At 71.0% G+C, this 12,258-nt stretch carries 12 protein-coding genes; 6 read left to right on the top strand and 6 right to left on the bottom strand.

Annotation, left to right across the window (positions count from 1 at the left end; all coding sequences use genetic code 11):
- Positions 1–76 precede the first annotated feature (76 nt).
- The 6 genes from DT019_RS27640 to DT019_RS27665 form a co-directional block, all read right to left on the bottom strand.
- Positions 77–1,279, bottom strand: a complete 1,203-nt coding sequence (locus DT019_RS27640) for an acetylornithine transaminase (RefSeq protein ID WP_114039642.1) — start codon at positions 1,277–1,279, stop codon at positions 77–79.
- A complete protein-coding gene (gene argB, locus DT019_RS27645) occupies positions 1,276–2,253 on the bottom strand; it encodes an acetylglutamate kinase (protein WP_114039643.1) in 978 nt (325 codons plus the stop codon). Before argB ends, DT019_RS27640 begins: the two co-directional genes overlap by 4 nt.
- On the bottom strand, positions 2,250–3,401 hold the full coding sequence (argJ, locus tag DT019_RS27650) for a bifunctional glutamate N-acetyltransferase/amino-acid acetyltransferase ArgJ (protein ID WP_114039644.1): 1,152 nt from the start codon (positions 3,399–3,401) through the stop codon (positions 2,250–2,252). The genes argB and argJ overlap by 4 nt, the downstream gene beginning before the upstream one ends.
- Positions 3,398–4,426, bottom strand: a complete 1,029-nt coding sequence (gene argC / locus DT019_RS27655; RefSeq protein ID WP_114039645.1) for an N-acetyl-gamma-glutamyl-phosphate reductase — start codon at positions 4,424–4,426, stop codon at positions 3,398–3,400. Before argC ends, argJ begins: the two co-directional genes overlap by 4 nt.
- Positions 4,427–4,494: 68 nt before the next feature.
- Positions 4,495–5,436, bottom strand: coding sequence for an AfsR/SARP family transcriptional regulator (locus DT019_RS27660; RefSeq protein ID WP_223279792.1), 942 nt, complete (start codon positions 5,434–5,436; stop codon positions 4,495–4,497).
- A gap of 99 nt (positions 5,437–5,535) precedes the next feature.
- Complete coding sequence (locus DT019_RS27665; RefSeq protein ID WP_114039647.1) at positions 5,536–6,282, bottom strand: thioesterase II family protein; 747 nt, start codon at positions 6,280–6,282, stop codon at positions 5,536–5,538.
- A 570-nt stretch (positions 6,283–6,852) separates the two neighbouring features.
- On the opposite strand from DT019_RS27665, the gene DT019_RS39800 reads away from it, so the two are divergent.
- The 6 genes from DT019_RS39800 to DT019_RS27690 all read left to right on the top strand — a co-directional run bounded on the left by DT019_RS39800 (position 6,853) and on the right by DT019_RS27690 (position 12,217).
- Complete coding sequence (locus tag DT019_RS39800) at positions 6,853–7,011, top strand: hypothetical protein (protein ID WP_189389981.1); 159 nt, start codon at positions 6,853–6,855, stop codon at positions 7,009–7,011.
- Positions 7,012–7,670: 659 nt separating this feature from the next.
- Positions 7,671–7,886 (top strand): MbtH family protein, encoded by a 216-nt coding sequence (locus DT019_RS27670; protein WP_114039648.1) that lies wholly within the window; start codon positions 7,671–7,673, stop codon positions 7,884–7,886.
- Positions 7,887–8,168: 282 nt separating this feature from the next.
- A complete protein-coding gene (locus tag DT019_RS27675; RefSeq protein ID WP_223279793.1) occupies positions 8,169–8,888 on the top strand; it encodes an LmbU family transcriptional regulator in 720 nt (239 codons plus the stop codon).
- A gap of 97 nt (positions 8,889–8,985) precedes the next feature.
- A complete protein-coding gene (locus DT019_RS27680; RefSeq protein ID WP_114039649.1) occupies positions 8,986–10,572 on the top strand; it encodes an amino acid adenylation domain-containing protein in 1,587 nt (528 codons plus the stop codon).
- A 9-nt stretch (positions 10,573–10,581) separates the two neighbouring features.
- Positions 10,582–10,833, top strand: coding sequence for an acyl carrier protein (locus DT019_RS27685; RefSeq protein ID WP_223279794.1), 252 nt, complete (start codon positions 10,582–10,584; stop codon positions 10,831–10,833).
- Positions 10,834–11,029: 196 nt separating this feature from the next.
- A complete protein-coding gene (locus DT019_RS27690) occupies positions 11,030–12,217 on the top strand; it encodes an NAD(P)/FAD-dependent oxidoreductase (protein ID WP_114039650.1) in 1,188 nt (395 codons plus the stop codon).
- The last annotated feature ends 41 nt before the right edge of the window (positions 12,218–12,258 follow it).

Below are 12,258 nucleotides of genomic sequence, written 5' to 3' on the forward strand. Positions count from 1 at the left end.
GGCGCCGGGCCGACAGGCTCCCGCAGCCGCACCCAAAGCCCCCGGGTGCGGCTGCGGGCCGTCAGGAACCCGTAGGTCAGACCGCTGCCAGCGCCTCGTCCAGGGTTTCGGAAAGCGCCGCCGGGAAGCGGTCGAGCAAGGTGTCCACCTCGCGGTCCGACACGATCAGCGGCGGGGCGAGCCGGATCACGTCCGGGGCCACCGCGTTCACCAGCAGCCCCCGGTCCTGCGCCGCCCGCTGCACCCGCGCCGCGAAGCTCCCGTCGAGCACCACGCCCAACAGCAGCCCAGCGCCCCGGACTTCGCGCACCAGCGGGTGCTCCAGCCGCTCCAGGCCGCGCCGCAGCCGGGCACCCGCCCGGGCCACGTGATCAAGCAGGCCCGCCCCCTCGATGGTGTCCAGGACCGCGAGGGCGCTCGCGCACACCACGGGATTCCCGCTGAAGGTGGAGCCGTGCGTGCCCGGCGTGAGCAGTTCCGCGGCCGCGCCGAAGGCGAGCGTCGCGCCGATGGGAAGACCGCCGCCCAGGCCCTTGGCGAGGGTGACGACGTCCGCCTCGACGCCTTCGGCCTGGGCCGCGAACCAGTGGCCCGTGCGCCCGATGCCGGTCTGGATCTCGTCCAGGACCAGGAGGGTGCCCGTCGCGGCGGTGATCTCGCGGGCGGCCCGCAGGTAGCCGGGCGGCGGCACGACCACGCCGTTCTCCCCCTGCAGCGGTTCCAGCATCACCAGCGCGGTGCGCTCGGTCACGGCTGCGCGCAGGGCCTCGACGTCTCCGTACGGTAGGTGGGTGACGTCGCCCGGCAGCGGCTCGAAGGGACGCTGCTTGGCGGGCTGGCCGGTGAGCGACAGGGCTCCCATGGTGCGGCCGTGGAAGCCGCCGGTCGCCGCCACCATGTGCGGGCGGCCGGTGAGCCTGCCCATCTTGAAGGCCGCCTCGTTGGCCTCGGCCCCGGAGTTGGAGAAGTAGACCCGGCCCTCGCGTCCGGCGACCTTCAGCAGGCGCTCGGCGAGCCGCACGGTCGGCTCGGCGATGTACAGGTTGGAGACGTGCCCGAGCGAGGCGATCTGCTCGGACACGGCCCGTACGACGGCGGGGTGTGCGTGGCCGAGCGCGTTGACCGCGATGCCGCCGACGAAGTCGAGGTACTCGGTGCCCTCCGCGTCCCAGACCCGGGTGCCCAGACCCCGCACCAGCGGCAGCGGGGGAGTGCCGAAGTTGTCCATCATGACGTCCTGCCAGCGGCGGGTCAGTGCCGCGTTGCCCGCTCCACTCATGCCGTCGCCCCCTCGAAGCCGGCCGCGTCGTCCGGCACGACCACCGTGCCCGCCCCCTCGTCGTCGAAGATCTGCCGCAGCACGCAGTGCTTGATCCGGCCGTCGATGACCCGCGCGGTGCGCACCCCGTGGTTCACGGCGTACAGGCAGCCCTCCATCTTGGGGATCATCCCGGCCGCCAGTCCGGGCAGCAGACCGGCCAGTTCACCGGCGGTGAGACGAGGAATCACCTCGTCGCTGTAGGGCCAGTTCGCGTACAGGCCCTCGACGTCGGTGAGGATGAGCAGTGCCTCGGCGCCCAGCGCGGCGGCGAGCGCCGCCGCGGCGGTGTCGGCGTTGACGTTGAACACACCGCCCCTGGCGGCGTCCTTGGCGTCCTCGGGGCGGGCTATCGAGGAGATGACGGGGATGCGCCCGCTGTCGACGAGGTCCCGCACGACACCGGCGTCGACGCCGGAGACCTCGCCGACCCGGCCGATGTCCACCGGCTCGCCGTCGGTCCGCGCGTAGCGCTTGACGGCGGTCATCAGACGGGCGTCCTCACCCGTCATGCCCACCGCGTGCGGGCCGTGCTCGTTGAGCAGCCCGACGAGCTCGCGCTGCACCTGCCCGGCCAGCACCATGCGGACCACGTCCATGGTCTCGTCGGTGGTGATCCGCAGGCCGTCCTTGAACTGCGATGCCAGTCCGAGGCGTTGGAGCTGGGAACTGATCTGCGGACCGCCGCCGTGCACCACGACGGGCTTCAGGCCGGCGTGCCGCAGAAAGAGAATGTCCTTCGCGAAGGCCGCCTTCAGCTCGTCGTCGACCATGGCGTTGCCGCCGAACTTGATGACGACGGTCTTGCCGTGGTGACGCGCGATCCAGGGCAGCGCCTCGACGAGGGCGTGGGCCTTGGAGAGAGTCGCGCACTCGCCGGAGCGGTCGCGACGGGATCGTAGGAGAGCCGGTTGAGGATAGGGGGAAGCGCTCATGAGGCGTACTCGCTGTTCTCGTGGACGTAGTCGGCGGTGAGGTCGTTGGACCAGATGACGGCGCCGTGAGAGCCCGCGCCGAGGTCCACCGTGATCCCCACGGAGCGGCCGGTCATGTCCACCAGCGCGCGGTCCTCGCCCACCGACCCGTTCTTGCAGACCCACACGTCGTTGATGGCGACGTTCAGCCGGTCGGGTTCGAAGACGGCGGAGGTGGTGCCGATGGCGGACAGGACGCGGCCCCAGTTGGGGTCCTCGCCGTGGATGGCGCACTTGAGAAGGTTGTTGCGGGCGACGGAGCGGCCCACCTCGACGGCGTCGTCCTCGCTCGCCGCACCCACCACCTCGATGCGGATCTCCTTGGAGGCGCCCTCGGCGTCCCCGATGAGCCGGCGGGCCAGGTCGGCGCAGACAGCATGCACGGCTTCGGCGAACTCGGCCTGCTCCGGCGCGAGTTGACTGGCTCCGGAGGCAAGCAGCAGCACGGTGTCGTTGGTGGACATGCAGCCGTCGGAGTCGACCCGGTCGAAGGTGAGGCGGGTGGCGTCCCGCAGCGCCCGGTCCAAATCCGCGCTGTCGACGACGGCGTCCGTGGTGAGCACGACGAGCATGGTGGCGAGCCCGGGGGCGAGCATCCCGGCGCCCTTGGCCATGCCGCCGACGGTCCACCCGCCGCGGCTGACGGCGGCCGTCTTGGGCACGGTGTCGGTGGTCATGACGGCGATCGCCGCGTCCTCACCACCCGTCTCGGACAACTGGGCGGCCGCACTTTCGACGCCCGCGAGGACCCGGTCCATGGGCAGCGGCACACCGATGAGACCGGTGGAACACACCGCCACGTCCGCCGCGGCCAGGCCGAGCCGTTCGGCGGCGCGCTCGGCGGTGGCGTACGTGTCCTGCACGCCCTGCGGCCCGGTGCAGGCGTTTGCGCCACCGGAGTTGAGCACGACCGCGCCGATCTCGCCGTCCGCGAGGACCTGGCGGGACCACTGGACCGGCGCGGCCTGCACCCGGTTGGAGGTGAACACCCCCGCGGCGGCGCGCAGCGGCCCCTCGTTGACGAGGAGCGCCAGGTCCCGCTTGCCGTTCTGCTTGATGCCGGCGGCGATGCCCGCCGCCTTGAAGCCTCGTGCTGAGGTGACGCTCACGGTGCGACTCCGATCGTGGATAGCCCCAGTCCTTCGGGCAGACCGAGGGCGGTGTTCATGCTCTGGACGGCCCCGCCCGCGGTGCCCTTGGTGAGGTTGTCGATGGCGCTGATCGCGATGATCCGGCCGACCGCCGGGTCGAGGGCGACCTGGACCTGCGCGGCGTTCGAGCCGTACACGGCCGCGGTGCTGGGCCACTGGCCCTCGGGCAGCAGTCGCGCGAACGGCTCGTCGCCCAGCGCCTTCTCGTACGCGGCCCGTACGTCCTGCGCACCGACCCCGGGCCGCGCCGCGGCCGAGCAGGTGGCGAGGATGCCGCGGGGCATGGGGGCCAGCGTCGGGGTGAAGGAGACGGCGATCCGGCGGCCCGCCACGACGCTGAGGTGCTGCGCCATCTCGGGCGTGTGGCGGTGTCCGCCGCCGACCCCATAGGGCCGCATGGACCCCATGACCTCGCTGCCGAGCAGGTCGGCCCTGGGCGTCTTGCCGGCGCCGGACGTGCCGGACGCCGCGACGACCACCGCCTCGGGCTCGGCCAGCCGCGCCGCGTACGCGGGGAAGAGGGCCAGCAGGACCGCGGTCGGGTAGCAGCCCGGCACCGCGATCCGGCGCGATCCCGCCAACCCGGCGCGGGCGCCCGGGAGTTCGGGGAGACCGTAAGGCCAGGTGCCCGCGTGCGGCGAGCCGTAGAACGTCTCCCAGTCGCTCGCGTCGGCGAGGCGGAAGTCGGCCCCGCAGTCGATGACGAGGGTCTGCTCGCCCAGCTGCTCGGCGACGGCGGCCGACTGGCCGTGCGGCAGGGCGAGGAAGACGACGTCGTGTCCCTTGAGGACCTCGGCGGTGGTGGGCTGGACCTCCCGCTCGGCCAGCGGTGTCAGGTGGGGTTGCAGTGTGCCCAGACGCCGGCCCGCGCTGGACTGACCGGTCAGCGCGCCGATCTCCACTTCGGGGTGGGTCAGAAGCAGGCGGAGGAGCTCGCCCCCCGCGTATCCACTCGCTCCCGCCACGGCTGCTCGCACTGTCATGAACCCTCCCAATTGACAGACATGTCGTTCTCACGCGATCCCGGTCCTGTCCTGAACCACCCGGCCTCTCACCCGCCGCCCGGCGCTCCCGTCAACTCGTAGAAGCGGCGAAGGAGTTGCTCCTGCTCGTGTTGCAGATGCTCGATCCGGCGGTGCAGCTGGGCCAACTCCTCACCCAGGGGGCGCACCGGCCCGGCGACCCGTGCGGGTGCCTCGCGGGGCTGCGCTCCGGCGGTCGGGCGGGACCCCGCGGCCCCGGAGAGAGCCGGGTCATGGTGGAGGATCCGTACCATCAGGTCGCGCAGTGCGGGGCCGGGCTCCACACCGAGCTCCTGCCTGATGTGGTGGCGGGCCCGTTCGTAGACGGCGAGCGCCTCCGCCTGTCGGCCGCAGCGGTACAGCGCGACCATCAACAGGTGGTGGAACCGCTCTCGGGTGGGGTGCTGTGAGGTGAGTTCCGCCAGCTCACCGGCGACCTCGCCGTGCCGCCCGGCGCGCAGATACGCGTCGCACCGCATCTCCAGGGCGGTCAGGCGGAGCTCGTCGAGCCGGGCCGCCTCGTCCGCGCAGATGTCGCCGAGCACACTCCCCTGGAGCGCCGGCCCGCGCCACAACGCCAGCGCCTGATCGAGCAGTTCACCGGCCTCCCCGGGATCGTGGGACAGCGCCAGGCGGCCCTTCTCGGCCAGCTGCCGAAAGCGCGCCGCGTCCGTCTCGGCGGGGTCCAGCCGCAGGGTGTAGCCGTGCGGCGTGGTCACGATCCACGGCTGGCGCGTGTCCTCGTCGGTGCCCTGGCCCACCGGGCCGACCAGCAGCCGGCGCAGCCGGGCCACGTGGATCTGCAGGGCGTTCGCCGCGTTGGCGGGTGGATGCCCGCCCCACAGCTCCTGGATGAGCCGCCGCGCGGAGACCTCGTGCCCGGCCCTCACCACCAGGGCCGCCAGCAGTGCGCGCTGCTTGGCACCCGTGGGAAGAATCCGCAGGCCGCTCCGCTCGTCCTGGACTTCCACGAGACCGAGAATGCAAAACCGCATCTCTTCCCCTCACATGCCCGCGCGCCGTTCGGTCGCGGGCGTCGGACGACCATGGGCCGGCGGGTCACCGATGGTTCAGGACGGGCGCGTGACGCCCGCCGCGTCGAGCGCCGTGGTCGCGTCCCGCTCGATCTGCCGCAGCAGCGGAGCGGGATCGCGCTGAAAGTAGAAGTGGCCGCCGTCGAAGACGCGCAAGCCGACGAAGTGGTCGGAGTGCTCCTCCCAGCCGGCCATCCGGCGAGGCGACGCCGCGTGGTCCTCGACGCCCGCGAAGGCGGACAGCGCCACGGGCAGGGGAGCGCGGTCGGGAGCGGGGCGCCAGGTGTCCACCAGACGCATGTCGGCCCGGATCATCGGATCGAACACGGCCCACAGGTCGGGGTCGTCGAAGACCTCGTCGGGTGTGCCGCCGAGCAGCCTCAGGCGGCTGCGCAGTTCGGCTTCGGGCAACTCGTGGTACCCGTGGCCCTGCCCCGCGAGCTGCGGCGCGGGCCGCGCGGAGACACCGAGCCACACCGGCAGAGGCAGCCCCCGGTCGACGAGCCGCCGGGTGATCTCGTACGCCACCAGGGCGCCCATGCTGTGCCCGAACAGGGCGTACGGGCCCTCTTGTCGGGGTTCGATGCGGTGCAGCAGGAAGTCGGCCAGACGCCCGGCGTCCGCGATCTGCGGCCGGTCGAGCAGCAGGCCGTGGCCCGGGGCGTCGAGCAGCCGCACGTCCCAGCTGTCCGGCAGCATCGCAGGCCAGTGGCGGTACAGCAGGTGTGAGCCCCCGGCGTGGTGCAGGACGAACAGGCGCAAGGCAGGTCGTGTGCTGTCCATCGCTCTTCCTCGGGGTCGGTCCGGGCTTCCTCGGACCATAGAACGGCGAGTGGCCTCCCGGGCGCGGGCACCAGAGGGGCTCCACCACCGGTGTGGCCGTTCTTGAGCAGTCCTCCGGCGCCATCGGCAGGGGCCCGGTTCGCCGGGCCCGGTGCCGCAGGGCCGGTGCGGGCGCCATCGGCTACGCCCGCCCCCGCCGGCTGCCCGCGTTCTTGAGCGGGCCTCAACCGGACCGCGGTTAGCGTGGACGGCACGTCGGCCACCGGCAACCCGGGCGGCCGAGCCCGTACGAGGACCGGGGCCCGGCCCAGAAGACCAGGTCCCGCACCACCGCTCGAACCGGAGCGGACAGCGACGGGCCGATCGGCTGCCGTACGTTCCCCATCCGAGGAACGCCGGGCAGCCGATCGCCATGGTGTACGTCGTTGCGCACATCCATGTGTACGACAAGGACCGGTGACCCCGGGCCGGAGGCAGGTCGTTCTCGAACGAACCTCAAGCGCCTTGCGACGCCGTGGTCGATCGGTAGATCTGCGCTCAGGGCGCGCAGTCCGGCGAAGGGACGAACCGGTGAACGACCACTCGCAAGAGCTCAACCAGCCGCTGCGCGGCGCCAGCCGTACCGGGCTCACCGGGCGTTTCGACGCCCCGCCGCTGCGGTTGGCCGGGGCGGCCGACGAGGACGTGTCCGTTGCGGCTGAGCCGCACATTGTCCGGGGCATCGACTGAAGGGCGTTCGACCGGGCCCTCGGGGCCTTGCGCCGTTCCCCGCGCCCCTACAGGTACTCCGTGCCGGTAGGGGGCGGGGTTTTTGTGTCGCGGGGCAGCCCTGTTGGCTTGGTGTCCCTCTGCGGCTCGTCGGGGCTGGTCGCGCGGTTCCCCGCACCCCTGTAGGTGGATCCGTACCGGTAGGTGCTCCCGGGCAGTGGAGGTCCTGCCTGGTGGATGGTCGCGTGCCGGGGCAGTGGCTTGAACCTGACTGGTGGGGGCGTGCGGTGATGGCCCTCGATCGTCCTTGGTGCCTCTCCCCGTACCGTGCCCCGCCGGCCTGCGGGGCCTTGGTGTTTGCGGGCTCCGGGGGTACGGCTCTCTTCGGCGGGGTGGCTTGTGGAGCCCCTCGGATTCCGAAAACAGGTTCGTCGAGCACCCGATCCAGAACGACTCGAACTCCGCACTACCGCCCTTGTTGGCCCGGCGGTCGAATCCTTACGGTGACGTGGCAACGCCGGGCTCGCAGCCGGCGCCGGGGGTCCCTCTTTCACGGGATGCCCGGGCGGTTGGCGAGAGGACACCACCGACAGGCGCACACCGCGCCCGCCGCGGTCCACCTGTCCGGCCTGACGATTTCCCATCCCGAGTCACCCCATGACGGTTAAGGACGGTGCCAGTTGAGCACGAACCCCTTCGATGACGAGGACGGCCGCTTCTTCGTCGTGGTCAACGCCGAGGAGCAGCACTCCCTGTGGCCGGTGTTCACCGAGGTGCCGGCCGGCTGGCGGGTTGTCTTCGGCGAGGCCGCCAAGGCCGAGTGCCTGGAGTACGTCGAGCAGAACTGGACCGACCTGCGTCCCAAGACGCTGCGCGAGGCCATGGCGGCGGACTGAACGTCCCCTGGAATCAAGCCACTTGACGCGGCATGACCCAGGGGCACGACAGGCCCGGCCGGGACGCCCCCGTTCGGCCGGGCCCCTCGGGGGAACGCGCAGCGGCCCGCCGGCGCTCGGCTGCGCGGGCCCACACATCTACTTCTCGCCGACGCTCGCCGCGTACCTGAGCGGGCCGGCGCAACGGAACGACAGTGACCGCCGCCCGGACGCTCCGTCGAGTGATCGGTCTACGCCCAGGCAAGCACTTTGAGTGGGGAGATGAAGATGGTGAGCGGCGCTGTGAGGACCGCGAGCAGATACAAGGCGGGGCCGGTGGGCGGCGGTGAGTCCGCGGAACGCGATGTGGTCCTGTCCTTCGTGGGGCCCCAGGCCAAGGTGCAGAAGTCGGGCATGCTCCTTCCGCAGAACCTGCCGGAGCGCTCCTGGGAGCAGATCGGCACCAACCTGCGCGAGCTGGTGAACTCCTCCGCGTGGTGGCTGGCCGACTGGCTCATCTACGGCGAGGCCGCCTACGGATGGCGGCGCTACAAGGAAGCCATCGAGCGCACCGGCCTCGACTACCAGACCCTGCGCAACTACGCGTGGGTGGCCCGGCGGTTCGAGCACCACCGCCGCCGGGACAACCTCAGCTTCGCCCACCACGCCGAGGTCACCCGGCTCTCCCCGCCGGAACAGGACTACTGGCTGCGCAAGGCCGAACAGCAGAAGTGGTCGCGCAACGAACTCCGCAGGGCGGTGCGCGCCAGCCTGGCCGCGCAGAACGACACGGCGGAGATCGCCCAGGACGGCGCCGAACAGCAGGACGTGCCCCAGCTCGCCAAGTCGGCGGCCGCCGAGCGGCGCAAGCAGAAGGTCACCCGGCTCACCATCGAACTGTCCGCCAGTCAGCTGGAGTACTACTCGAAGGCCGCCGCGGCACACGGAATGCCCGTCGACAAGTGGGTGGCCCAGATGCTCGAAGCCGCCGACCAGCGAACCCCCGATCAGCGGACCGCCTAGCAGCGCACCGCCCGAACGCCGTGCCGGCCGGACTCCCTTTTCGAGGCGGTGTGCCGACGGCCCGTCCGACCGGACACCTCTCACATCGGAGCAGTTGATGATCCTTCAGGGAAAGCGGGTTGACCTGCCCCCGGCACCCGTCGTCCACCACCAGGTCGAGGCGCACGCGCGCAACACGCCCGACGCCGTCGCCGTGTTCTACGCCGGGGAGCGGGTGACGTACGCGGAACTGAACGCCCGCGCCAACCGGTTCGCGCACTACCTCCTCTCGCGCGGGCACGGCCGGGGCGCCAAGGTCGGGGTGTGTCTCGACTACTCGGTCGACCTGCTCGTCGCCATCCTCGGCACGCTGAAGGCGGGCGCGGCCTATGTGCCCTTCGACCCGGCCTACCCCTCGGTGCGGCTCCAGCTGCTGCTGAACCAGGTGCCCGACCTCGCTCTCATCGTCGCCTCCCCGGCCACGGCCGCTCTCGTGGAGTCGGCATCCGTCGACGTCATCGACCTCGCGCCGCTGGCCGAGCAGCTCGCGAGCCTGCCGGACACCGACCCCGGCACCCCGGTCATCGGCGACGACGTGTGCTACGCGGTGTTCACCTCCGGCTCGACCGGCACCCCGAAGCTCACCGCGGTGCGGCACGAGGGCTGGTTCAACCTGATGAACTGGCTGAAGCTCGAATACGGCCTGCACAGCGGGTCCAACAACCTGGTCGTCAGCGCGTTCGGCTTCGACCTGTCCCAGCGCGCCCTGATGACCCCGCTGTTCTGCGGTGCCACCCAGCACCTGATGGCCACCCGCAACTTCGACGCCATGATGGCCTACCGGATGCTCAGCGAGCACGACATCCGCGTCGTGCACTGCGCCTCCAGCACGCTGTACCTGCTGGTCGACTGGGAGACCGCACGGGGCGGCGACGCGCTCGCCCGGCTCGACTACGTGCTGTTCGGCGGCGAGGCGCTGAAGGTCGAGCGGCTCACCAACTGGGCGCGCCGCGAGGGCAACACCTGCACCCTGCTGCACCAGTACGGGGTCGCCGAGTGCACGGACGTGGCCACCTCCTACGACCTCGCCGACTACCGGCCGGGCGAGCACGACATCGCGCCGGTGGGCAGGCCCGCCTACAACACCGACATCCACCTCCTCGACGAGGAGCTCAACGAGGTCGGCCCGGGGGAGCAGGGCGAGATCTGCATCTCCGGTGCCAGCGTGGGCGCGGGCTACCTCAACGGCTCCGGCCCCGAGAACGCGAAGTTCACCACGCTCGTGGTCGACGGCGCCGAGCGCAGGCTGTACCGCACGGGCGACCGCGGCCAGGTCAACGAGGAGGGCGAACTCGTCGTCCTCGGCCGGATGGACGCACAGGTGAAGGTGCGCGGCATGCGCATCGACCCCACCGACATCGAGCGCGCGCTCGGCCGCCTGGTCGGGGTCCGCGAGGCGGCCGTGGTGGTCACCTACACCGAGGCCGGCGACGCCGAGCTGACCGCGTTCGTCGTCCCCACCGGCGGCGACCTCTCCGAGGACGACCTGCGCACCCGCCTGCTGTGGACGCTGCCGCGGAACATGGTGCCGGCCCGCTTCGTGAACATCCTGCGCATTCCCCTGAGCCCGCACGGAAAGGTCGACCGCGCGGCGCTGGCCGACGCGTTCCGCCATCAGTTCGCCGGCAGCACCACAGCGGCCTAGGCGGCCGTGATGACAACCGAAAGGGCCGTGATGATTACCGACGAGGTTCGCGCCATCTGGTGCCGGGAACTCAAGCGCGACAACATATCGGTGGACGACGACTTCTTCGCCCTGGGCGGCCAGTCCGTGATTATGGTCGGCATTCAGGGCGCTTTCATGGAGGAGCTGGGCGTCGAGGTCCCCATGGACCAGATGTTCCTCAACCCGACGGTCGCCTCCATTTCCGCGTACATCGAATCCCAGCGCGCCGTGGCCTCCTAATTCAGGCTGTTCAAAGCCCTGCGATGTCCCGCCGGCGGGACGATTCCAGGTGTGTTCATTCCGCCGGTTCGGACGGCTAGCATCACAGGCGTATGCCGGCGGACATTCACGTCCGCCGCATTGAGTGAGATCCATCAACCATCCTTTCCGGCTGCGGCCGTTGGAATCCAATTAGCCATCTGGCAAGAGAGGCGCCATGTACGACATCATTGTCATAGGTGCCCGTTGTGCGGGTTCGCCGACGGCCATGCTTTTCGCGCAGCAGGGATATCGCGTACTGCTCCTGGAGAAAGCGCGCTTTCCGCAGGACACGCTCTCCTCGCACTACATCCACACGCAGGGCGTGGCGCTGCTCAAGAAATGGGGCCTGCTCGACCGGATCCGCGAGGCGGGCTGCCGGCCGATCGACCACCAGAGCTACGAGGCGCCCGGCGTCCGCATCGACGGCTTCTCGCTGCCGATCGACGGCCAGCGCACCACGTACGCCCCGAGGCGTTACGTCCTCGACCCGATCCTCGCGGACGGCGCGGTGGCGGCGGGCGTGGAGTTCCGCGAGGGCTGCGCGGTCAACGACCTGCTGTGGGAGGGCGACCGGGTCGTCGGGGTGCGCTACACGACACCCAGCGGCGCCACGGCCACCGACCGGGCCCGCCTGGTCGTCGGGGCGGACGGCATGCGGTCGCTGGTGGCCCGCAAGGCCGGCGCACCCTACGTCATCGAGCACCCCCGCATGACCTGCACCTACTACAGCTACTGGTCCGGGGTCCCCTCGCACTTCGAGCTGTACGAGCGGCCGGGGCGCTGGATCGGTGTCATCCCCACCAACGACGACCTCACGCTGCTCATGACGTACTTCCCGCAGGACGAGTTCTCCGGGGTCCGCAAGGACGTGGAGCCCTTCTACCTCGACGCCTTCCGCACCACGGCGCCCGAACTGTACGAGCGGATGCGGGCGGGCAAGCGCGAGGAGCAGCTGTACGGCACGGGCCACCAGGAGAACTTCTTCCGCCAGGCCTTCGGGCCCGGGTGGGCCCTGGTCGGCGACGCGGTGACGCACAAGGACTCCATCACCGCCCGCGGCATCACCGAGGCCTTCGTCCAGGCCGAGTCGCTCACCGGCCACGTCGGACAGCAGCTGCACGACGACGCGGCGCTCGACGAAGCCCTGCGGAACTACGCGGACGACCTGGACGGCGACACGCTCAGCCACTACCAGGGCGCGCTCAACGTGGCCGAACTCAAGCCCGAGGCACGCATCGACCTGCTGCGGAAGCTGGTCGGTCACCAGGAGCTGATCGACCGCTACTTCTCGACCCTGTCGGGCGCCTGCTCCATCGACGACTTCTACAACACCGAACTCTTGACGCTGCTTGATCAGAGCTGAGTGACGGCTCGCCCACCTGGTGGTTCTGCCGATTTTGGAGA

Source organism: Streptomyces sp. SDr-06 (assembly GCF_003324565.1).
In the GTDB taxonomy this organism is placed as follows: Bacteria; Actinomycetota; Actinomycetes; order Streptomycetales; family Streptomycetaceae; genus Streptomyces.